The sequence below is a fragment of the Streptomyces sp. NPDC023157 genome (assembly GCF_055560575.1).
The window spans coordinates 418,305-438,198 of sequence record NZ_JBVHIL010000004.1 but is presented as its reverse complement, the minus strand read 5'-3'; the positions used below and the strand labels follow the sequence as shown (position 1 = coordinate 438,198).

The 19,894-nt window shown below is 69.3% G+C and carries 20 protein-coding genes and 4 tRNA genes; 17 read left to right on the top strand and 7 right to left on the bottom strand.

Annotated features, from left to right (window positions below):
• Positions 1 to 100: 100 nt before the first annotated feature.
• A complete protein-coding gene (locus tag ACZ3ZE_RS17045; RefSeq protein ID WP_361165886.1) occupies positions 101 to 592 on the bottom strand; it encodes a YajQ family cyclic di-GMP-binding protein in 492 nt (163 codons plus the stop codon).
• Positions 593 to 763: 171 nt separating this feature from the next.
• Here ACZ3ZE_RS17045 and ACZ3ZE_RS17040 point away from each other — a divergent pair.
• Positions 764 to 845 (top strand) — tRNA-Tyr (locus ACZ3ZE_RS17040).
• Between the two features lie 70 nt (positions 846 to 915).
• Here ACZ3ZE_RS17040 and ACZ3ZE_RS17035 read toward each other — a convergent pair.
• From ACZ3ZE_RS17035 to ACZ3ZE_RS17025, 3 genes are read right to left on the bottom strand one after another with little or no spacing between them, the layout of a single operon-like run.
• Positions 916 to 1,905, bottom strand: a complete 990-nt coding sequence (locus ACZ3ZE_RS17035) for a DUF6236 family protein (RefSeq protein WP_361165889.1) — start codon at positions 1,903 to 1,905, stop codon at positions 916 to 918.
• Positions 1,906 to 1,957: 52 nt separating this feature from the next.
• Positions 1,958 to 2,614, bottom strand: coding sequence for an NAD(P)H-binding protein (locus tag ACZ3ZE_RS17030; RefSeq protein ID WP_361165892.1), 657 nt, complete (start codon positions 2,612 to 2,614; stop codon positions 1,958 to 1,960).
• 17 nt (positions 2,615 to 2,631) lie between these two features.
• Complete coding sequence (locus ACZ3ZE_RS17025) at positions 2,632 to 3,897, bottom strand: amidohydrolase family protein (RefSeq protein WP_361165895.1); 1,266 nt, start codon at positions 3,895 to 3,897, stop codon at positions 2,632 to 2,634.
• Between the two features lie 220 nt (positions 3,898 to 4,117).
• Here ACZ3ZE_RS17025 and ACZ3ZE_RS17020 point away from each other — a divergent pair.
• The 6 genes from ACZ3ZE_RS17020 (at position 4,118) to ACZ3ZE_RS16995 (ending at position 6,637) form a co-directional block, all read left to right on the top strand.
• Positions 4,118 to 4,190 (top strand) — tRNA-Thr (locus tag ACZ3ZE_RS17020).
• A gap of 44 nt (positions 4,191 to 4,234) precedes the next feature.
• A tRNA-Met gene (locus ACZ3ZE_RS17015) sits at positions 4,235 to 4,307 on the top strand.
• Between the two features lie 88 nt (positions 4,308 to 4,395).
• Positions 4,396 to 4,560, top strand: a complete 165-nt coding sequence (rpmG, locus tag ACZ3ZE_RS17010; protein ID WP_003956487.1) for a 50S ribosomal protein L33 — start codon at positions 4,396 to 4,398, stop codon at positions 4,558 to 4,560.
• An 82-nt stretch (positions 4,561 to 4,642) separates the two neighbouring features.
• Entirely contained in the window at positions 4,643 to 5,095 is a 453-nt protein-coding gene (locus ACZ3ZE_RS17005; RefSeq protein ID WP_329423164.1) for a MaoC family dehydratase N-terminal domain-containing protein, read from the top strand.
• 2 nt (positions 5,096 to 5,097) lie between these two features.
• Positions 5,098 to 5,526 carry a MaoC family dehydratase gene (locus tag ACZ3ZE_RS17000; RefSeq protein ID WP_361165899.1) on the top strand — a complete coding sequence of 143 codons (429 nt, stop codon included), beginning with the start codon at positions 5,098 to 5,100 and terminating at the stop codon, positions 5,524 to 5,526.
• A 55-nt stretch (positions 5,527 to 5,581) separates the two neighbouring features.
• Complete coding sequence (locus ACZ3ZE_RS16995; RefSeq protein ID WP_361621365.1) at positions 5,582 to 6,637, top strand: UDP-N-acetylmuramate dehydrogenase; 1,056 nt, start codon at positions 5,582 to 5,584, stop codon at positions 6,635 to 6,637.
• A 30-nt stretch (positions 6,638 to 6,667) separates the two neighbouring features.
• Here the strand turns inward: ACZ3ZE_RS16995 and ACZ3ZE_RS16990 are convergent, their stop codons facing one another.
• A complete protein-coding gene (locus ACZ3ZE_RS16990) occupies positions 6,668 to 7,300 on the bottom strand; it encodes an NAD(P)-dependent oxidoreductase (RefSeq protein WP_361621368.1) in 633 nt (210 codons plus the stop codon).
• A gap of 96 nt (positions 7,301 to 7,396) precedes the next feature.
• On the opposite strand from ACZ3ZE_RS16990, the gene ACZ3ZE_RS16985 reads away from it, so the two are divergent.
• Positions 7,397 to 7,990, top strand: a complete 594-nt coding sequence (locus ACZ3ZE_RS16985) for a TetR/AcrR family transcriptional regulator (RefSeq protein WP_361165905.1) — start codon at positions 7,397 to 7,399, stop codon at positions 7,988 to 7,990.
• Here ACZ3ZE_RS16985 and ACZ3ZE_RS16980 read toward each other — a convergent pair.
• Together ACZ3ZE_RS16980 and ACZ3ZE_RS16975 are read right to left on the bottom strand one after the other, a co-directional pair.
• Positions 7,983 to 9,014 carry an adenosine deaminase gene (locus tag ACZ3ZE_RS16980; RefSeq protein ID WP_361165908.1) on the bottom strand — a complete coding sequence of 344 codons (1,032 nt, stop codon included), beginning with the start codon at positions 9,012 to 9,014 and terminating at the stop codon, positions 7,983 to 7,985. The genes ACZ3ZE_RS16985 and ACZ3ZE_RS16980 overlap by 8 nt on opposite strands.
• Positions 9,015 to 9,153: 139 nt before the next feature.
• Positions 9,154 to 10,380 (bottom strand): pyridoxal phosphate-dependent aminotransferase, encoded by a 1,227-nt coding sequence (locus ACZ3ZE_RS16975; RefSeq protein ID WP_361165912.1) that lies wholly within the window; start codon positions 10,378 to 10,380, stop codon positions 9,154 to 9,156.
• Between the two features lie 238 nt (positions 10,381 to 10,618).
• Between ACZ3ZE_RS16975 and ACZ3ZE_RS16970 the strand changes: the two genes are divergently transcribed.
• The 9 genes from ACZ3ZE_RS16970 to rpoB all read left to right on the top strand — a co-directional run bounded on the left by ACZ3ZE_RS16970 (position 10,619) and on the right by rpoB (position 19,822).
• Positions 10,619 to 10,691 (top strand) — tRNA-Trp (locus tag ACZ3ZE_RS16970).
• 117 nt (positions 10,692 to 10,808) lie between these two features.
• On the top strand, positions 10,809 to 11,093 hold the full coding sequence (secE, locus tag ACZ3ZE_RS16965) for a preprotein translocase subunit SecE (protein WP_361165915.1): 285 nt from the start codon (positions 10,809 to 10,811) through the stop codon (positions 11,091 to 11,093).
• 44 nt (positions 11,094 to 11,137) lie between these two features.
• Complete coding sequence (gene nusG, locus ACZ3ZE_RS16960; protein ID WP_467259552.1) at positions 11,138 to 12,034, top strand: transcription termination/antitermination protein NusG; 897 nt, start codon at positions 11,138 to 11,140, stop codon at positions 12,032 to 12,034.
• 159 nt (positions 12,035 to 12,193) lie between these two features.
• Positions 12,194 to 12,628, top strand: coding sequence for a 50S ribosomal protein L11 (rplK, locus tag ACZ3ZE_RS16955; RefSeq protein ID WP_329423173.1), 435 nt, complete (start codon positions 12,194 to 12,196; stop codon positions 12,626 to 12,628).
• A gap of 78 nt (positions 12,629 to 12,706) precedes the next feature.
• Positions 12,707 to 13,435 carry a 50S ribosomal protein L1 gene (gene rplA, locus ACZ3ZE_RS16950; protein WP_361165922.1) on the top strand — a complete coding sequence of 243 codons (729 nt, stop codon included), beginning with the start codon at positions 12,707 to 12,709 and terminating at the stop codon, positions 13,433 to 13,435.
• 153 nt (positions 13,436 to 13,588) lie between these two features.
• Entirely contained in the window at positions 13,589 to 14,524 is a 936-nt protein-coding gene (locus tag ACZ3ZE_RS16945; RefSeq protein ID WP_361165925.1) for an SCO4651 family lipoprotein, read from the top strand.
• Between the two features lie 247 nt (positions 14,525 to 14,771).
• Entirely contained in the window at positions 14,772 to 15,302 is a 531-nt protein-coding gene (rplJ, locus tag ACZ3ZE_RS16940) for a 50S ribosomal protein L10 (protein ID WP_046908215.1), read from the top strand.
• A gap of 110 nt (positions 15,303 to 15,412) precedes the next feature.
• The gene (gene rplL / locus ACZ3ZE_RS16935) at positions 15,413 to 15,793 is read left to right on the top strand and encodes a 50S ribosomal protein L7/L12 (protein WP_361165928.1); all 381 of its coding nucleotides are present in this window, start codon (positions 15,413 to 15,415) and stop codon (positions 15,791 to 15,793) included.
• A 546-nt stretch (positions 15,794 to 16,339) separates the two neighbouring features.
• A complete protein-coding gene (gene rpoB / locus ACZ3ZE_RS16930) occupies positions 16,340 to 19,822 on the top strand; it encodes a DNA-directed RNA polymerase subunit beta (protein ID WP_361165931.1) in 3,483 nt (1,160 codons plus the stop codon).
• The last annotated feature ends 72 nt before the right edge of the window (positions 19,823 to 19,894 follow it).

Sequence of the window (19,894 nt, the reverse complement as noted above, 5' to 3'; positions counted from 1 at the left end):
CGGCGGCACCGACAGCGCGGCCGGGCATGGCGCGACCACCCCTCCGGCCGAAGGGGAGGGGTGGTTCGTGGGTCCTGGGCCGTGGCCCGGGACCTTCGCGTCAGCGGTAGTTCACGAACTGCAGGGCGAAGTCGAAGTCCTGGTTCTTCAGGAGCGTGATGACCTCCTGGAGGTCGTCCCGGCTCTTCGAGCTGACGCGCAGCTCCTCGCCCTGGACCTGGGCCTTGACGCCCTTGGGGCCCTCGTCGCGGATGACCTTGGAGACCTTCTTCGCGTTCTCCTGGGAGATGCCCTCGACGATCGAGGCGAAGAGCTTGTACTCCTTGCCCGACAGCTGCGGCTCACCCGCCACGTCCAGCGACTTCAGCGAGATGCCCCGCTTGATCAGCTTGGACTGGAGGATGTCGAGGATGGCCTTGACCCGCTCCTCGCCGTTCGCCTGCATGAGGATCTTCTCGCCCGACCACTCGATCGAGGCGTTGGTGCCCTTGAAGTCGTAGCGCTGCTGGATCTCCTTGGCGGCCTGGTTGAGGGCGTTGTCGACCTCCTGCCGCTCGACCTTGGAGACGATGTCGAAACTGGAGTCGGCCATGAGGTGAGGCTCCTTGCTCGGATGCGTTCGGTACAGCACAAAGCGTAGCCACCCGCGCCGCCGCGAAGCCGTGATCAATCCGGTGGCGGAGCACCCCTGGGGATCAGGTATCGTTTACGTCGTTGCCAAGGAGCACCGCCGAAAAGCGGCCATCCGAAGCAGCGATCCCATGGCGGTGTGCCCGAGTGGCCAATGGGAGCGGACTGTAAATCCGTCGGCTTAGCCTACCCAGGTTCGAATCCTGGCGCCGCCACATGGAAGAACGGCCCCTGATCTGCGGAAACGCAATCAGGGGCCGTTCTGTTTTATGCGCTCGCGCGGGCTCAGCCCAGTTCCGTGCGGGCGTGGTGCAGATACGCGAAGTCGTGTCCGTCGCGGCGGGTCTTCAGCGGGCGGATCGGGGCCGTGGCGACGTTGATCGCGTAGGCGCCCGCGGTGGCCGCCGTGACGGTGGCCCACTCCGGGAGGGACGACGCGGCGCCGGCGGTGCCCGTGAGGGCGACGGCGACGGTGATCAAGCGGGTGCGCCAGGCCATCCGGAGGGCCGTGCCGGCGGCCCGGTAGTCGGCGGCCGCCGCGGACAGCTCGCGCTCCAGCTCGGCGAGCAGTTCGGCCGGGTGGGCGTAGTCGCGGCGCAGCTCGCCCAGGAGGCGGTGGACGGCCCGCAGCAGCCGGTGCCGCTCGTCCTCGTGGCGCTCACGGAAGGCCAGGACCGCCGAGAGCGGGGTGCCGGGGGCGGGAAGGGGCAGGACGCGGCCGAGGTCCACCTCGTAACCGCCGGCCAGGGTGCCGGGGGACAGCTCGCGCGCGGCCCGGTGCGCGGCGGGACGGTCGGTGTACGGGATGTACGCCGTGGTGTCACGGCTCGCCTCCGCGGCGGCGATCCGCGCCGCCGCGCCGATGACGGTCTGCGCGGTCTCGGCCGTCACGGCGACGGACCAGCGGCCCGGCAGCCGGGTGCCGAGGCCGAGCTCGACGAGGCGCTGCTCCAGGGACCACGACCACTTCGAGGAGTTGATGTACGCGTCGAAGGGCTCGGGAGCCGCCGCCTGACGGGCCGCCAGCCGGTGCAGCTCCGCCCGGACCCGGTCCGTGAACTCCTGGTCGGGCAGCGCGCGGTCGAAGAGCCGGAAGTGGTCCATCGCGTGGTAGAGACCGCGCTCCCGCAGCTCCGCCAGCTCCGGACTCGTCGCGGCCCGCCGGATCTCGCGGTCGAGCGGCGTGACGGACGCGAGGGCGTCCCAGTACAGGAGCGCCTGGTGGATGACCTCCACCGGCGGCGAGACGAGCGGGTAGTAGAGCAGGACGCGCATGCGGTGGACCCCCCGACACGATGTGGAGGGTCCAACGTAAGCCCGCCGGAACTCAGTTGCCGGCGATGGCCTTGACCGCCACCGACACCGGGACCGTGCCCGAGATCAGTTCGAGGGTCAGGCCCGAGGTCGCCGGGGTCTCCAGGAGCTCGGCCAGGACCGCCGCCACGTCGTCGCGGGGGACCGGGCCGCGGCCCGTGCGGGCCTCCAGGCGGATCAGGCCCGTGCCCGCGTCGTCGGTGAGCATGCCGGGGCGCAGGATCGTCCAGTCGAGCCCCGGGCGGGCGCGTACGGAGTCGTCCGCGGCGCCCTTCGCGCGCAGGTACGCGTCGAAGACCGCGTCGCCCTTGTGGTCGGCGTCCGCGCCCATCGACGAGACCACCAGGAAACGGCGCACGCCGGCGCGTTCCGCCGCGTCGGCGAAGAGGACCGCCGCCGCGCGGTCCACCGTGTCCTTGCGGGCCGCCCCGCTGCCGGAGCCCGCGCCCGCCGCGAAGACGGCCGCGTCCGCGCCCTGAAGGATCCCGGCGACCTCCTCAACGGTGGCCGATTCCAGGTCCATGAGCGCCGGTTCGGCGCCCGCCTCCCGCAGGGCGGCGCCGTGTTCGGGGCGGCGGATGACGCCGACCGGTTCGTGTCCGCCCGCGGCGAGCAGCCGCTCCAGCCGCAGGGCGATCTGTCCGTGTCCACCAGCGATGACTACGCGCATACCTCCGACCGTACGACTCAGCGCGCCCCCTGGCTTCCCGGATCGGGCCGCTCAGGGCGTGTCTGCCTCGGCAGGTCCAACGCCGCCGCCGAGTCGCAGTACTCCCGCACCGCGCTCGTCCGGGCCACCACCCGGCCCCGGTGCACCACGATCCGGCTGTACGCGAGGGACAGCACGCCCGCCAGCCGCTCGCCCCGCACCGCCAGCAGCTCCGCGGGGAAGCCCGCCTCCACCCGCACCTCCGGGAGCCCCAGCGCCGCCCGCGCGTCCGTGCTCACCGCCCCGTACGCCGCCTCCGCCGGCAGCCCCGCCAGCGACGCCAGCAGGAACGCCGCCTCCAGCGGGTCCCCGCGCCCCACCGGGTTGCACACGTCCCGCAGCGCCCCGCTGCCCGCCGCGACCCGCACCCCGGCCGCCCGCAGCAGCCGCACCGGGGCCGCACCGCGCCGCTCGGCCGCGCCGCAGCCGCCCTGGGGGAGCGCGACCACCGTCACCCCGGCCGCCGCCAGCTGGTCCGCCGCCCGCCGGGCCGCGTCCGAGGGCAGCCGGCCGAGCCCCGCGCAGGGCGCGAGCGACACCCCGGGCCGCAGCCCCCCGGCCATCGCCGCGAGCCGGGCCAGCCGCGCCGGGTCGTCACCGTCCGTGTGCAGGTCCACCGGGCAGCCGTGCTCCGCGGCGACCTCCAGCACCGCCTCCACGTACCCCGTCGGATCCGGATCCAGGTCCGGGCAGCCGCCGACCACCCCGGCGCCCATCTTCACCGCGTCCCGCAGCATCGCGAGCCCGTCGGCCCCGGCCACGCCCGTCAGGAGCCGGGGCACCGCCACCGCCGTCAGGTCGACCAGGCCGCGCAGCGAGCGCCGGGCCTGGAGCACGGCCTCCAGCGGCCCGAGCCCGTGCACGTCCCCGATCCGCACCTGGGCGCGCTGCGCCGTCGCGCCGTGCCCGAGCTGGAACAGCGCCGCCTCGGTGGCCCGGCGCTGCACCTCCTCCGGGGCGTACGAGACGGGGCCGGGGGAGTCCGCGGTGAGGGCGGTGTCGGCGTGCGCGTGGGGCTCGACCGGCGCGGGCAGCAGCAGATGGCCGGCGAGGTCGACCCGGGCGCCGACGGCCACGAGGCTGCCGGCCGTGCCGACGGCCTCGATCCGGCCGCCGCCGAGCCGCACGTCCACGGTGCGCCCGTCGGTCAGCCGCGCGTTGCACAGCAGCAGCGACGTGGTGTCGGCGGTGGCCGCGGCCCCGTCCTCGGGGGACGGCTGGGGCTGCTTGCTGTCGGCTGACAATCGGGCTCCTCGGGCTCCGGGTTCACCGCTGCCCAAGATCAAGATCACGCAGCGTGGGCCCGAGCCTAGGGGGGCCCGTAGCCGCCTTCGAGGAGGAGCGCAATAGTCGTACCGATGAGGCCACGAGTGGCCTATGTGGCGGGCGGGGTGCGGCCGCGCAGGTGGCCGGGGAAACGGATTTGGGTGATGGGCGGAGGACCGTGTAATGTCTTCCTCGCTCGCCCCAATAGCTCAGTCGGTAGAGCGTCTCCATGGTAAGGAGAAGGTCTACGGTTCGATTCCGTATTGGGGCTCTGGTGAGAAGGATCCCACCTTCGGGTGGGATCCAGATCATCAAAGCGGTGTAGCTCAGTCGGTAGAGCAAGCGGCTCATAATCGCTGTGTCACCGGTTCAAGTCCGGTCACCGCTACAAGAAGTAGCCGATTGTGGGGTCGGTCCTACGATCGGCTACTCTTTTATGCGTTCATCCGTCAACCCGTCCGTCAAGGAGCACTCACGTGGCTGCCACCGACGTCCGCCCGAAGATCACGCTGGCCTGCGTGGAGTGCAAGGAGCGGAACTACATCACCAAGAAGAACCGGCGTAACAACCCGGACCGTCTTGAGATGAAGAAGCACTGCCCTCGCTGCAACTCGCACACCGCGCACCGCGAGACGCGTTAATCAGGCTCGTACACGAGGCCGTCCCCCTTGGGGACGGCCTCGTGTCGTTTGTACAGGCAACACACCAGGAGGTATCGAGGCCATGGCGCTCGACCAGTCCTTCGTGGGCCGGACCTATCCGCCCACCGCGCCGTACGAAGTCGGCCGCGAGAAGATCCGCGAGTTCGCCGAGGCGATCGGGGACGCGAATTCCGCGTACACCGACCAGGAGGCCGCCAAGGCGCTCGGCCACCCGGACGTGATCGCCCCGCCGACCTTCGTCTTCGCGATCACCTTCAAGGCCGCGGGCCAGGTCATCGACGACCCGCAGCTGGGCCTGGACTACAGCCGGGTGGTGCACGGCGACCAGAAGTTCGCCTACACCCGCCCGGTGCGCGCCGGGGACCGCCTCTCGGTCACCTCGACCATCGAGGCGATCAAGTCCCTCGCCGGCAACGACATCCTGGACATCCGCGGCGAGGTCCACGACGAGAGCGGCGAGCACGTCGTGACCGCCTGGACCAAGCTGGTGTCCCGCGCCCCCGAGGAGGCCTGACCGTGACCGCGAAGATCGCTTACGACGAGGTCGAGGTCGGCACCGAGCTGCCCGCGCGGACCTTCCCGGTGACGCGCGCCACCCTGGTGCGGTACGCCGGTGCCTCCGGGGACTTCAACCCGATCCACTGGAACGAGAAGTTCGCCCGTGAGGTCGGCCTGCCCGACGTCATCGCCCACGGCATGTTCACCATGGCCGAGGCGATCCGCGTCGTCACCGACTGGGCCGGCGACCCGGCCGCCGTCGTCGAGTACGGCGTCCGCTTCACCAAGCCGGTCGTCGTCCCCAACGACGACGAGGGCGCCGTGATCGAGGTCTCCGCCAAGGTGGCGGCCAAGCTGGACGACGGGCAGGTCCGCGTGGACCTCACCGCCATGGCCGCGGGCCAGAAGGTGCTCGGGATGAGCCGGGCTGTGGTCAAGCTCGCCTGACACCGCCGACGGCACGGGCCCCTTCCGTACGGAAGGGGCCCGTACTCTTGAGCCCGTGCAGCAGCTCAACGACGCCCCCCTCGCCCCCCTGACCACCTTCAGGCTCGGCGGGCCCGCCACCCGGCTCGTCACCGCCACCACGGACGACGAGGTGATCGCCGCGGTCCGCGAGGCCGACGCCTCCGGCACGCCGCTGCTCGTCATCGGCGGTGGATCCAATCTGGTCATCGGCGACAAGGGCTTCGACGGCACCGCCCTGCACATCGCCACCACCGGCTTCTCCCTCGACGGCACCCGCCTGGAACTGGCGGCCGGAGAGGTGTGGACGGACGCCGTCGCGCGGACCGTCGAGGCCGGGCTCGCCGGGATCGAGTGCCTCGCCGGCATCCCCGGCTCCGCGGGCGCCACCCCCATCCAGAACGTCGGCGCCTACGGCCAGGACGTCTCCGCCACCGTCACCGAGGTCGTCGCGTACGACCGGCGGGCCGACGAGACGGTCACCCTCACCAACGCCGAGTGCGCCTTCTCGTACCGGCACAGCCGCTTCAAGGACCAGCCCGACCGCTACGTCGTGCTGCGGGTCCGCTTCGAGCTGGAGGACGCCGCCGGGATGTCGGCGCCGATCGCCTACCCGGAGACCGCCCGCGCCCTCGGCGTCGAGGCCGGCGACCGGGTGCCGCTCACGCGGGCCCGGGAGACCGTCCTGCGGCTGCGGGCCGGCAAGGGCATGGTCCTGGACCCGGAGGACCACGACACGTGGTCGGCGGGCTCCTTCTTCACCAACCCGATCCTGACGGAGGAGGAGTTCGCGGCCTTCAAGGCACGGGTGGCCGAGCGCCTGGGCGCGGACGCCAAGGCCCCGGCGTTCCCCGCGGGCGACCACTCCGTCAAGACCTCGGCCGCCTGGCTGATCGACAAGGCCGGCTTCGTCAAGGGCTACGGCTCCGGGCCCGCCCGCATCTCCACCAAGCACACCCTCGCCCTCACCAACCGCGGCGAGGCGACCACTGAGGACCTGCTCGCGCTCGCCCGCGAGGTCGTCGCCGGGGTACGGGACGCCTTCGGGATCACCCTCGTCAACGAGCCGGTGACGGTCGGCGTCGCGCTCTGAATCCTGGATCCGGGATTTTGGATCCAGGATTCAGTACGCGACCCCCACGCCCTGCTTCACCGTCGCGGGGTCGTCGATCATCGCGAGCATCGCGTGCGCCACGTCCGCGCGCGCGAGGGAGCGGCCGCGGGGCGGGTTGCCGCCCACGACCGAGCGGTAGCGGCCGGTCAGCGGCTTGTTCGTGAGCTTGGGCGGGCGGACCGAGGTCCAGTCGGTGGCGCTCGCCGCGAGCTCCGCCTCCATCGCGCGCAGGTCGGTGTAGACGTCCTTCAGCACCGAGTTGATGATCGCGAGCATCGCCTTGTCGACCACGGCCTGACCGTCCGGGACCGGGCCCACCGGGGCGGCGCTCACCACCAGGAGCCGCCGGGTGCCCGCCGCCTCCATCGCGCGCAGCACCGAGCGGGTCAGCCGGGCCGCGACGCCGGCGTCCGCGCGGGAGCGGGCGCCCAGACCCGAGAGGACGGCGTCCCGGCCCGCCACGGCCCCGCGCAGGGCCTCGGGGTCGGAGAGGTCGGAGCGGAAGACCTCCAGCCTGTCGCCGACGACGTCGAATCCGGCCGGGTCGCGGACCACGGCCGTCACCTCGTGGCCCGAGGCCAGGGCCTGGCGGACGATCTCCCGGCCGATGCCGCCGGTCGCACCGAAGACGGTGAGCTTCATGTCGCACCCCTCCAGGGTGGGTAAGTGTTCACTCACCTCTAGGGTGGGTGGGTACTCACTCACCCGTCAAGCGTTTCCAGGAGTTCAGGAGTCCCCGTGGAGCAGAAGCCGACCCGGACGCGGCTCGTCGACGCCGCCCGCGACCTCATGCGCACGGCCGGCCTGGCCCGCACGACCACCAAGGAGATCGCCAAGGCGGCCGGCTGTTCCGAGGCGGCGCTCTACAAGTACTTCAGCAGCAAGGAGGAGCTGTTCGTCACGGTCCTCAACGAACGGCTGCCCCGCCTCGGCGACCTGCTCGGCACCCTCGCCGTCGACCCCCAGGGGCGCGGAGTGGAGGAGAACCTCGTCGAGATCGCCCGCCAGGCCGCGCTCTTCTACGAGCAGACCTTTCCCATGGCCGCCTCCCTGTACGCCGAACCGCAGCTCAAGCGCCGCCACGAGGAGGGCATGCGCGAGCTCGGCACCGGCCCCCACCGGCCGATCGAGGGCCTCGCCGCCTATCTGCGCGCCGAGCGGCAGCACGGCAGGATCAGCGCCGACGCCGACCCCGAGGCCGCCGCGGCCCTGCTCCTCGGCGCCTGTGTGCAACGCTGCTTCGCCTGGGAGATGGCCCCGGACGGGCCGCCGCAGTCCCTCGACGCGTTCGCCCGCTCGATCGCCCGCACCCTGATGCGCGGCCTCAGCTAGCCGGCGCCGCCAGCCAGGCGTCGATCCCCGCGAGCAGCCGCCGCCGCTCGTCCTCCGGGGCCGCCGAGCCCCGCACGGACTGCCGCGCCAGCTCGGCCAGCTCCAGGTCCGTGAAGCCGTGGTGGGCGCGGGCGATCTCGTACTGCGCCGCCAGCCGCGAGCCGAACAGCAGCGGGTCGTCCGCGCCGAGCGCCATCGGCACCCCCGCGTCGAACAGCGTGCGCAGCGGGACGTCCTCCGGCTTCTCGTACACCCCGAGCGCCACGTTGGACGACGGGCAGACCTCGCAGGTCACCCCGCGCTCGGCCAGCTTGCGCAGCAGCCGCGGGTCCTCGGCCGCCCGGACGCCGTGCCCGACCCGGGACGCCCGCAGGTCGTCCAGGCAGTCCCGTACGGACGAGGGGCCGGTCAGCTCGCCGCCGTGCGGGGCCGCGAGCAGCCCGCCCTCGCGCGCGATGGCGAAGGCCCGGTCGAAGTCGCGGGCCATGCCCCGCCGCTCGTCGTTGGAGAGCCCGAAGCCGACCACGCCCCGGTCCGCGTACCGCACCGCGAGCCGGGCCAGCGTGCGCGCCTCCAGGGGGTGCTTCATCCGGTTCGCGGCGACCAGCACCCGCATCCCGAGCCCGGTCTCCCGCGCGGCCGACTCCACGGAGTCCAGGATGACCTCCATGGCGGGGATCAGACCGCCGAGCAGCGGCGCGTACGACGTGGGGTCGACCTGGATCTCCAGCCAGCCCGAGCCGTCGCGGACGTCCTCCTGGGCCGCCTCGCGCACCAGCCGCTGGATGTCCTCGGGCTCGCGCAGGCAGGAGCGGGCGAGGTCGTAGAGCCGCTGGAAGCGGAACCAGCCGCGCTCGTCGGTGGCCCGCAGCTTGGGCGGCGTCCCGCTCTTGAGCGCCTCGGGGAGATGCACCCCGTACTTGTCGGCCAGTTCGATCAGGGTCGAGGGCCGCATCGAACCCGTGAAGTGCAGGTGCAGATGGGCCTTGGGGAGGGTGGCGAGATCGCGGTAGACGTGCTCCATCGACTGATCTTGCCGCACCCGAATGGACGAAGACAGTCCCTTTCCCCGATCGGGACCTTGCTAGAACGCAAAAACGGGCCCCCGGTTCCGAAGAACCGGGGGCCCGCACCACCTGGTGACGTTCCCAGGCGGGGTGAGGTCAGTCGCGCGCCTCGGCGAGCAGCTTCTGGATCCGGGACACGCCCTCCACCAGGTCCTCGTCACCGAGCGCGTACGAGAGGCGCAGGTAGCCCGGGGTGCCGAAGGCCTCGCCCGGGACGACCGCGACCTCGGCCTCGTCCAGGATCAGCGCGGCCAGCTCGACCGAGCTCTGCGGGCGCTTGCCGCGGATCTCCTTGCCGAGCAGCGCCTTCACCGACGGGTACGCGTAGAACGCGCCCTCCGGCGTCGGGCAGTACACGCCCTCGATCTCGTTGAGCATCCGCACGATGGTCTGGCGGCGCCGGTCGAAGGCGGTGCGCATCTCGGCGACCGCGTCCAGGTTCCCGGAGACGGCGGCCAGCGCGGCGGCCTGGGCCACGTTGCTCACGTTGGAGGTCGCGTGCGACTGGAGGTTGGTCGCGGCCTTCACGACGTCCTTCGGGCCGACGATCCACCCCACCCGCCAGCCGGTCATCGCGTACGTCTTGGCGACACCGTTGACCACGATGCACTTGTCGCGCAGCTCGGGCAGGATCGCCGGCAGCGAGGTGAACTTCGCGTCGCCGTAGACCAGGTGCTCGTAGATCTCGTCGGTGAGGACCCACAGGCCGTGCTCGACGGCCCAGCGGCCGATGGCCTCGGCGTCGGACTCGCTGTAGACCGCGCCGGTCGGGTTCGACGGGGAGACGAAGAGGACGACCTTGGTCCGCTCCGTGCGCGCCGCCTCCAGCTGCTCCACCGAGACCCGGTAGCCGGTGGTCTCGTCGGCCACGACCTCGACCGGGACGCCGCCCGCGAGGCGGATCGACTCGGGGTACGTCGTCCAGTACGGGGCCGGGACGATGACCTCGTCGCCCGGGTCGAGGATCGCGGCGAAGGCCTCGTAGATCGCCTGCTTGCCGCCGTTGGTCACCAGGACCTGGGAGGCGTCGACCTCGTAGCCGGAGTCGCGCAGCGTCTTCGCGGCGATCGCGGCCTTCAGCTCGGGCAGACCGCCGGCCGGCGTGTAGCGGTGGAACTTCGGGTTCTTGCAGGCCTCGATGGCCGCCTCGACGATGTAGTCCGGCGTCGGGAAGTCGGGCTCACCCGCGCCGAAACCGATGACCGGGCGCCCGGCGGCCTTGAGGGCCTTGGCCTTGGCGTCGACGGCGAGGGTCGCGGACTCGGAGATCGCACCGATCCGGGCGGAGACCCGGCGCTCGGTGGGAGGGGTAGCAGCGCTCATACGGCCCATCGTCCCAGACCCCGAACGGGCCCGGCACACAGGTTTCACGGAGCGGACAGGAACGGTCAATCCCGGTCGTACTCGCTGTTCCCCGGGGGATCTTGAGGGGTCCGGAGCGGGCCGGACGCAGGTCGGAGCCGTTTCTGTTCGACGCGGGGCCCCATGACCACGTACACTCACTGCTCGTTGGCCCGCACCGACCACATCTCACGATGCGGTAGGTTGGGGCACACCGCAAAGGGTCGTAGCTCAATTGGTAGAGCACCGGTCTCCAAAACCGGCGGTTGGGGGTTCAAGTCCCTCCGGCCCTGCTACACACACCGCCAGGGTGTGCGCATGTTGTACGTACTTCATTACTTCATTGCACCGCCGTGCGGCTCCACCCATCCGGGCGCGGCACGGCCAGACCCGGAATCAGGTGAAAGATCGTGACGGACGCCGTAGGCTCCATCGACATGCCTGATGCCGAAGACGCCGCTCCTGAGTCGAAGAAGTCCCGCAAGGGTGGCAAGCGTGGAAAGAAGGGCCCTCTGGGCCGCCTCGCGCTGTTCTACCGCCAGGTCGTAGCGGAACTCCGCAAGGTCGTCTGGCCCACTCGGAGCCAGCTGTCGACGTACACCACTGTGGTGATTGTCTTCGTTGTCATCATGATCGGTCTCGTGACCGTGATTGACTATGGCTTCCAGGAAGCAGTCAAGTACGTCTTCGGCTGACTTTTTGTTCCACCCCATCTGTATCGCAGGAAGAAGCAGCCACCGTGTCTGACGCGAACCTGAACGACGCCTTCGAGTCCGAGTCCGTCGAGGACGAGCAGGACATCGTCGAGGCGGCCGACGAGGACCAGGCCGACGCTGCTGACGCCGAGGCCGGCCAGGCCGCCGAGGAGGCCGCGCTCCACGCCGAGGCCGACGACGCCGACGAGTCCGAGGACGCCGAAGAGGCCGCCGACGAGGACGCCGAAGAGGTTGCCGAGGACGAGGGCGACGACTCCGAGGACGTCGAGGCCGAGGCCGAGGAGGCCGAGCCCGCCGCTCCGGTCGACCCCATCGCCGCGCTCCGTGAGGAGCTGCGCACCCTGCCCGGCGAGTGGTACGTCATCCACACGTACGCGGGCTACGAGAAGCGCGTCAAGGCCAACCTCGAGCAGCGTGCCGTCTCGCTGAACGTCGAGGAGTTCATCTACCAGGCCGAGGTGCCCGAGGAAGAGATCGTCCAGATCAAGAACGGCGAGCGCAAGAACGTCCGGCAGAACAAGCTGCCCGGTTACGTTCTCGTCCGCATGGATCTGACGAACGAGTCCTGGGGTGTCGTCCGCAACACGCCGGGCGTCACCGGCTTCGTGGGCAACGCCTACGACCCGTACCCGCTGACCCTGGACGAGATCGTCAAGATGCTCGCCCCGGAGGCCGAGGAGAAGGCCGCCCGCGAGGCCGCCGAGGCCGAGGGCAAGCCGGTTCCGGCCCGCAAGGTCACCGTCGAGGTCCTGGACTTCGAGGTGGGCGACTCGGTCACCGTCACCGACGGCCCCTTCGCGACCCTCCAGGCCACGATCAACGAGATCAACGCCGACTCGAAGAAGGTCAAGGGCCTCGTCGAGATCTTCGGTCGCGAGACCCCGGTCGAGCTCAGCTTCGACCAGATCCAGAAGAACTGATCTCACAGGTTTCCGACCAGGTCAGAGTGGCTCTCAGAGCCGCTCTGACCTGCTCGGTTTTTAGCCGCACGTCTATACCCGTTATCGTTGTGCGGTATGCCTCCGTCCGGAGACCGGACGGAACGGCTGAAAACTCTCACTAGGACCCGGAGAGAGCACATGCCTCCCAAGAAGAAGAAGATCACGGGGCTTATCAAGCTCCAGATCAACGCCGGTGCGGCCAACCCGGCCCCGCCGGTCGGCCCCGCGCTCGGTCAGCACGGCGTCAACATCATGGAGTTCTGCAAGGCCTACAACGCCGCGACCGAGTCGCAGCGTGGCATGGTCGTGCCGGTGGAGATCACGGTCTACGAGGACCGTTCCTTCACCTTCATCACCAAGACTCCGCCGGCCGCCAAGCTGATCCTCAAGGCCGCGGGTGTGGACAAGGGCTCCGGCGAGCCGCACAAGACCAAGGTCGCGAAGCTCACGGCCGCCCAGGTCCGCGAGATCGCCACGGTCAAGCTGCCCGACCTGAACGCCAACGACCTGGACGCCGCGTCGAAGATCATCGCCGGCACCGCCCGTTCGATGGGCATCACGGTCGAGGGCTGATCAGCCCCGTACGTCCCCAGTGGTAGGGCCTGCGCCGGCCCGCACCACGACTCCCACCTGAAACACACAGGAGCAGAAGTGAAGCGCAGCAAGTCTCTCCGCGCTGCGGACAGCAAGATCGACCGGGAGAAGCTCTACGCCCCGCTCGAGGCCGTCCGTATTGCCAAGGAGACCTCCACCACGAAGTTCGACTCGACCGTCGAGGTCGCCTTCCGCCTGGGTGTCGACCCGCGCAAGGCCGACCAGATGGTCCGTGGCACCGTCAACCTTCCGCACGGCACCGGCAAGACCGCCCGGGTCCTGGTCTTCGCGACCGGTGACCGTGCCGAGGCCGCGATCGCCGCCGGCGCCGACATCGTCGGCTCCGACGAGCTCATCGACGAGATCTCCAAGGGCAACCGCCTGAACGAGTTCGACGCCGTGGTGGCCACCCCGGACCTCATGGGCAAGGTCGGCCGCCTCGGCCGCGTCCTCGGCCCGCGTGGTCTGATGCCGAACCCGAAGACGGGCACCGTCACCCCCGACGTGGCGAAGGCCGTCACCGAGATCAAGGGCGGCAAGATCGAGTTCCGCGTCGACAAGCACTCGAACCTGCACTTCATCATCGGCAAGGTGTCCTTCGACGACGCCCAGCTGGTGGAGAACTACGGTGCGGCCCTGGAGGAGATCCTCCGTCTGAAGCCGTCCGCCGCCAAGGGTCGCTACATCAAGAAGGCCGCCATCGCCACCACGATGGGCCCCGGCATTCCGGTCGACTCGAACCGCACCCGCAACCTCCTCGTCGAGGAGGACCCGGCCGCGGTCTGAGTCCTCTGACTCAAGCGTCCTGAAACCGCCCCTCACGGCTCTCCGGAGCCGTGGGGGGCGGTTTTCTCGTGCCTGGGTTGTCGGCGCCGTGCGTTACGGTGCTCGGGACCGACAAGTTTTGCGAACACATTAACGATCAAGGGGTGGGGACGCATGAGCATGTCCGCATGGAAGCGCGCGGGCGTCTCGGTGGCGGCCGTGGCGGTCATCGCCGGTGTGGCCGGCTGCCAGGACGGGGACGGCAAGGCGGCGGGCGCGAGCTCGGGCAAGCACCAGGCCGGCCAGACGCGCGACGAGATGACCAAGGTCATCCAGGCCGCCTACCGCAAGACCGCGGACGCCAACTCCGCGAAGGTCAAGATGACCATGGACATGCAGATGCCGGCCGCCCCCGCGGACTCCGGCACCATGGAGATGACCGGCATCCAGTCGTGGAACCCGGCCGGCATGGACATCACCATGACGGGCTCCGCGCTCACCGCCGCCGACCCGGAGGCTCCCAAGGAGTCCCGCATGATCATGCTCGACCAGATCATGTACGTGGACATGGGCGCCAAGCGGGCCGCCGAGATGGACGGCAAGCGCTGGATGAAGCTGGACCTCAAGGCCGCGGCCGAGGCCTCCGGCGACCCGGCCGCGCAGAAGCAGATGACCGGCGGCCTGGAGAACATGAACCAGGACCCGGCGCAGCAGCTCGCCCTGCTCCTGGAGTCTCCGAACCTGAAGCACGTCGGCTCGGAGAAGATCAACGGCGGCGACACCGAGCACTACAAGGGCACGCTCACCTTCGAGCAGATGCTGAAGGCGAACAAGCAGTCCGAGGTCATGACGCCCAAGGAGCGGGACGCGCTCGTGGCCAACATGAAGAAGCTCGGCATGAAGGGCTACGACACCGAGGTCTGGGTCAACCAGGACGGCTACCCGGCCCGGATGATCGTCGACATGAAGATGGCCCAGGGCACCATGAAGATGCGCGCCGACTACACGGACTACGGCGCCAAGACGAGCGTCCAGGCCCCGCCGGCCAAGGACACCTTCGACCTCTTCGAGATGCTCAAGGGCCTCAAGGGCGGCGCCCCCCAGGGCTGATTTGCGCCTTGCCCGTTCTGTCACGTACTCTTCCACAGAAGCCAAAGACCGCTGGTCGTCGCTGCGCCCCTATAGGTGCGGTGGCCGAAGGATTCGCTGAGTGGCGAACGACCCGCGCAGGTGACTGTGGATGAGTTCCCGGATTTCGATCCGGTCGAGCTGAGCCCCGTGCGCCTGCGCCCGGGGCGTTCTGTTTTGTTCAGCCCCTTCCGTGCGGTCACATCACCCGGAAGGAGGCCGACGCTCTATGGCAAGGCCCGACAAGGCTGCCTCGGTGGCCGAGCTCGCGGACCAGTTCCGTGGCTCGAACGCCGCTGTGCTGACCGAGTACCGGGGTCTCACCGTTGCGCAGCTCAAGACGCTGCGTCGTTCGCTCGGTGAGAACGCCCAGTACGCCGTGGTGAAGAACACGCTGACCAAGATTGCGGCCAACGAGGCCGGGATCACCGCACTGGACGAGCACTTCGCTGGTCCGACCGCGGTCGCCTTCGTCACCGGTGACCCGGTGGAGTCGGCGAAGGCTCTGCGTGACTTCGCCAAGGAGAACCCGAACCTCATCATCAAGGCCGGTGTCCTTGACGGTAAGGCTCTCTCCGCCGACGAGATCAAGAAGCTCGCGGACCTCGAGTCCCGCGAGGTTCTGCTCAGCAAGCTGGCCGGCGCCTTCAAGGGCAAGCAGTCTCAGGCTGCTTCGCTCTTCCAGGCTCTGCCGTCGAAGTTCGTCCGCACCGCGGAGGCGCTTCGCGTCAAGCTCGCCGAGCAGGGCGGTGCCGAGTAATTCGGCTCGCGCAATGATCCGCTCACGCGTGTGAGCGGGTCGCAGCGGGCCGATACGCCCGCCTTTACATACATCCGGCACCTGCCGAATTAGTGGAAGGATCGCCCATCATGGCGAAGCTCTCTCAGGACGACCTCCTCGCCCAGTTCGAGGAGATGACCCTCATCGAGCTCTCCGAGTTCGTGAAGGCCTTCGAGGAGAAGTTCGACGTCACCGCCGCCGCGGCCGTCGCCGTTGCCGGCCCGGGTGCCCCGGTCGCCGCCGAGGCCGCCGAGGAGCAGGACGAGTTCGACGTCATCCTCGAGGGTGCCGGCGACAAGAAGATCCAGGTCATCAAGGTCGTGCGCGAGCTCACCTCCCTGGGCCTCAAGGAGGCCAAGGACCTCGTCGACGGCACCCCGAAGCCGGTCCTCGAGAAGGTCGCGAAGGAGGCCGCCGAGAAGGCTGCCGAGTCCCTCAAGGCCGCCGGCGCCTCCGTCACGGTCAAGTAAGACCGTTTCGGCTCGCTGAGCTGACTCCTGCCCCCGTGTAACGCGGAGGCACCGAAAGGCGATCATCCATCTGGGTGGTCGCCTTTCGGCGTTCCCCGGGACCGCGTGGCGGCGGTCCTACGTGCCTCTGGATGCGGAGTATGGTGATCTTCGCCGTGCGCCGCGCAGAGGCGGGGTCTTGACGAACCGCACGCAGCGCGCAATTCTCAGGACGCGTCGTCACAACGATCCGTTTCCGAGGCATGGATCGACGACTGAACGGGCAGTATCGAGGTGCGCCACACGGCGCGAGGTACCGCGGAGTTGAGAACAACGAGGGTTGCGAAGAACTCGCCCTGGACATCAGTGGGCCAAGTGGCTACACTGTCCCTTTGCGCTGCCTGTTAACTGCCCCCTGCCCGTCACCAGGGGCATCCCCTCGCAACCGCTTCGCTGGTCGACCCACTCTGACCTGGCCTTTCAGCCACATCGGGAAACGTCTTCCAACAAGCTCCGCTAGGGACCGGTACGCGCGTAGTGAGTCCGAGCCCTCGGAAGGACCCCCTCTTGGCCGCCTCGCGCAACGCCTCGACCAATACGAACAACGGCGCCAGCACCGCCCCGCTGCGCATCTCCTTTGCAAAGATCAAGGAGCCCCTCGAGGTTCCGAACCTCCTCGCGCTCCAGACCGAGAGCTTCGACTGGCTGCTCGGCAATGCCGCGTGGAAGGCTCGCGTCGAGGCCGCCCTGGAGTCGGGACGGGATGTCCCCACGAAGTCCGGTCTGGAGGAGATCTTCGAGGAGATCTCCCCGATCGAGGACTTCTCCGGGTCGATGTCGCTGACCTTCCGCGACCACCGCTTCGAGCCGCCGAAGAACTCGATCGACGAGTGCAAGGACCGTGACTTCACCTACGGTGCCCCGCTCTTCGTGACCGCCGAGTTCACGAACAACGAGACCGGCGAGATCAAGTCCCAGACGGTCTTCATGGGCGACTTCCCGCTCATGACCAGCAAGGGCACCTTCGTGATCAACGGCACCGAGCGTGTCGTCGTGTCGCAGCTGGTCCGTTCCCCCGGTGTCTACTTCGACTCCTCCATCGACAAGACGTCCGACAAGGACATCTTCTCGGCCAAGATCATCCCGTCCCGGGGTGCCTGGCTGGAGATGGAGATCGACAAGCGCGACATGGTCGGTGTCCGCATCGACCGCAAGCGCAAGCAGTCCGTCACCGTCCTCCTCAAGGCTCTCGGCTGGACCACCGAGCAGATCCTGCAGGAGTTCGGCGAGTACGAGTCCATGCGCGCCACCCTGGAGAAGGACCACACCCAGGGCCAGGACGACGCGCTGCTCGACATCTACCGCAAGCTGCGTCCGGGCGAGCCGCCGACCCGCGAGGCCGCGCAGACGCTGCTCGAGAACCTGTACTTCAACCCGAAGCGCTACGACCTCGCGAAGGTCGGCCGCTACAAGGTCAACAAGAAGCTGGGTGCGGACGAGCCGCTGAACGCGGGCGTCCTCACCACCGACGACGTCATCGCCACGATCAAGTACCTGGTCAAGCTCCACGCGGGCGAGACCGAGACGATCGGCGCCAACGGCACGGAGATCGTCGTCGAGCCCGACGACATCGACCACTTCGGCAACCGTCGTCTGCGCAACGTCGGCGAGCTCATCCAGAACCAGGTCCGCACGGGTCTGGCTCGTATGGAGCGCGTCGTGCGTGAGCGCATGACCACCCAGGACGTCGAGGCGATCACGCCGCAGACCCTGATCAACATCCGGCCGGTCGTCGCCTCCATCAAGGAGTTCTTCGGCACCAGCCAGCTGTCGCAGTTCATGGACCAGAACAACCCGCTGTCCGGGCTGACGCACAAGCGTCGTCTGTCCGCGCTCGGCCCGGGTGGTCTGTCCCGTGAGCGGGCCGGCTTCGAGGTCCGAGACGTGCACCCGTCCCACTACGGACGCATGTGCCCGATCGAGACCCCCGAAGGCCCGAACATCGGTCTGATCGGTTCGCTCGCCTCGTACGGCCGGATCAACCCCTTCGGCTTCATCGAGACGCCGTACCGCAAGGTCGTCGACGGCCAGGTCACCGACGAGGTCGACTACGTCACCGCCGACGAGGAGGACCGCTTCGTCATCGCCCAGGCGAACGCGACCCTGAACGACGAGCTCCAGTTCACCGAGCCTCGCGTCCTGGTCCGTAAGCGTGGCGGCGAGGTCGACTACGTCCTCCCGGCCGACGTGGACTACATGGACGTCTCGCCGCGCCAGATGGTGTCGGTCGCGACCGCCATGATCCCGTTCCTCGAGCACGACGACGCCAACCGTGCCCTCATGGGCGCGAACATGATGCGTCAGGCCGTCCCGCTGATTAAGTCGGAGGCCCCGCTCGTCGGCACCGGCATGGAGTACCGCTGCGCCACCGACGCCGGCGACGTGCTCAAGGCCGAGAAGGACGGTGTCGTCCAGGAGCTGTCGGCCGACTACATCACGGTCGCCAACGACGACGGCACGTACATCACGTACCGCCTGCACAAGTTCTCCCGCTCGAACCAGGGCACCTCGGTCAACCAGAAGGTCGTCGTCAACGAGGGCGACCGGGTCATCGAGGGCCAGGTGCTGGCCGACGGTCCCGCCACCGAAGACGGCGAGATGGCGCTCGGCAAGAACCTGCTCGTGGCGTTCATGCCGTGGGAGGGTCACAACTACGAGGACGCGATCATCCTGTCGCAGCGCCTCGTGCAGGACGACGTCCTCTCCTCGATCCACATCGAGGAGCACGAGGTCGACGCCCGTGACACCAAGCTGGGCCCCGAGGAGATCACCCGGGACATCCCGAACGTCTCCGAGGAGGTCCTCGCCGACCTCGACGAGCGCGGCATCATCCGCATCGGTGCGGACGTCGTCGCCGGCGACATCCTCGTCGGCAAGGTCACGCCCAAGGGTGAGACCGAGCTGACCCCCGAGGAGCGCCTGCTCCGCGCGATCTTCGGTGAGAAGGCCCGCGAGGTGCGTGACACCTCGCTCAAGGTTCCTCACGGTGAGATCGGCAAGGTCATCGGTGTCCGCGTCTTCGACCGCGAGGAGGGCGACGAGCTTCCCCCGGGCGTGAACCAGCTGGTCCGCGTCTACGTCGCCCAGAAGCGCAAGATCACCGACGGTGACAAGCTCGCCGGCCGCCACGGCAACAAGGGTGTCATCTCCAAGATCCTTCCGATCGAGGACATGCCCTTCCTTGAGGACGGCACGCCGGTCGACATCATCCTGAACCCGCTGGGTGTCCCGTCCCGAATGAACCCGGGACAGGTCCTGGAGATCCACCTCGGCTGGCTCGCCAGCCGCGGCTGGGACGTCTCCGGCCTGGCGGAGGAGTGGGCGCAGCGCCTGCAGGCCATCGGTGCCGACCAGGTCGCCCCCGGCACCAACGTCGCCACCCCGGTCTTCGACGGTGCGCGTGAGGACGAGCTCGCGGGTCTGCTCCAGCACACCATCCCGAACCGCGACGGCGAGCGCATGGTGCTCCCGACCGGTAAGGCGCGCCTGTTCGACGGCCGCTCCGGCGAGCCGTTCCCGGACCCGATCTCGGTCGGGTACATGTACATCCTCAAGCTGCACCACCTGGTCGACGACAAGCTGCACGCGCGTTCGACCGGCCCCTACTCGATGATCACCCAGCAGCCGCTGGGTGGTAAGGCCCAGTTCGGTGGCCAGCGCTTCGGTGAGATGGAGGTGTGGGCGCTTGAGGCTTATGGCGCCGCGTACGCCCTCCAGGAGCTGCTGACGATCAAGTCCGACGACGTGACCGGCCGCGTGAAGGTCTACGAGGCCATCGTCAAGGGCGAGAACATCCCTGAGCCCGGCATCCCCGAGTCCTTCAAGGTGCTCATCAAGGAGATGCAGTCCCTGTGCCTCAACGTGGAGGTGCTGTCCTCGGACGGCATGTCCATCGAGATGCGCGACACCGACGAGGACGTCTTCCGCGCAGCGGAGGAGCTCGGCATCGACCTGTCCCGGCGCGAGCCGAGCAGCGTCGAAGAGGTCTGACGGGAGTGCGGTCGGGGACTCGGCGAAACGCCGCTGAGTCCCCGGCCGGCCCCAAGACCCCCGTATCAGACC

Coding starts and splice junctions, on each gene's coding strand:
- ACZ3ZE_RS16980 (WP_361165908.1), bottom strand. CDS start 9,014: ATGGAGCACGTCTACCGCGATCTCGCCACCCTCCCCAAGGCCCATCTG.
- ACZ3ZE_RS17035 (WP_361165889.1), bottom strand. CDS start 1,905: ATGCGCGTCCTGCTCTACTACCCGCTCGTCTCGCCGCCGGTGGAGGTC.
- rplK (WP_329423173.1), top strand. CDS start 12,194: ATGCCTCCCAAGAAGAAGAAGATCACGGGGCTTATCAAGCTCCAGATC.
- ACZ3ZE_RS17030 (WP_361165892.1), bottom strand. CDS start 2,614: ATGCGCGTAGTCATCGCTGGTGGACACGGACAGATCGCCCTGCGGCTG.
- rplL (WP_361165928.1), top strand. CDS start 15,413: ATGGCGAAGCTCTCTCAGGACGACCTCCTCGCCCAGTTCGAGGAGATG.
- ACZ3ZE_RS17005 (WP_329423164.1), top strand. CDS start 4,643: ATGGCGCTCGACCAGTCCTTCGTGGGCCGGACCTATCCGCCCACCGCG.
- ACZ3ZE_RS16990 (WP_361621368.1), bottom strand. CDS start 7,300: ATGAAGCTCACCGTCTTCGGTGCGACCGGCGGCATCGGCCGGGAGATC.
- ACZ3ZE_RS16945 (WP_361165925.1), top strand. CDS start 13,589: ATGAGCATGTCCGCATGGAAGCGCGCGGGCGTCTCGGTGGCGGCCGTG.
- ACZ3ZE_RS16975 (WP_361165912.1), bottom strand. CDS start 10,380: ATGAGCGCTGCTACCCCTCCCACCGAGCGCCGGGTCTCCGCCCGGATC.
- rplJ (WP_046908215.1), top strand. CDS start 14,772: ATGGCAAGGCCCGACAAGGCTGCCTCGGTGGCCGAGCTCGCGGACCAG.
- ACZ3ZE_RS17045 (WP_361165886.1), bottom strand. CDS start 592: ATGGCCGACTCCAGTTTCGACATCGTCTCCAAGGTCGAGCGGCAGGAG.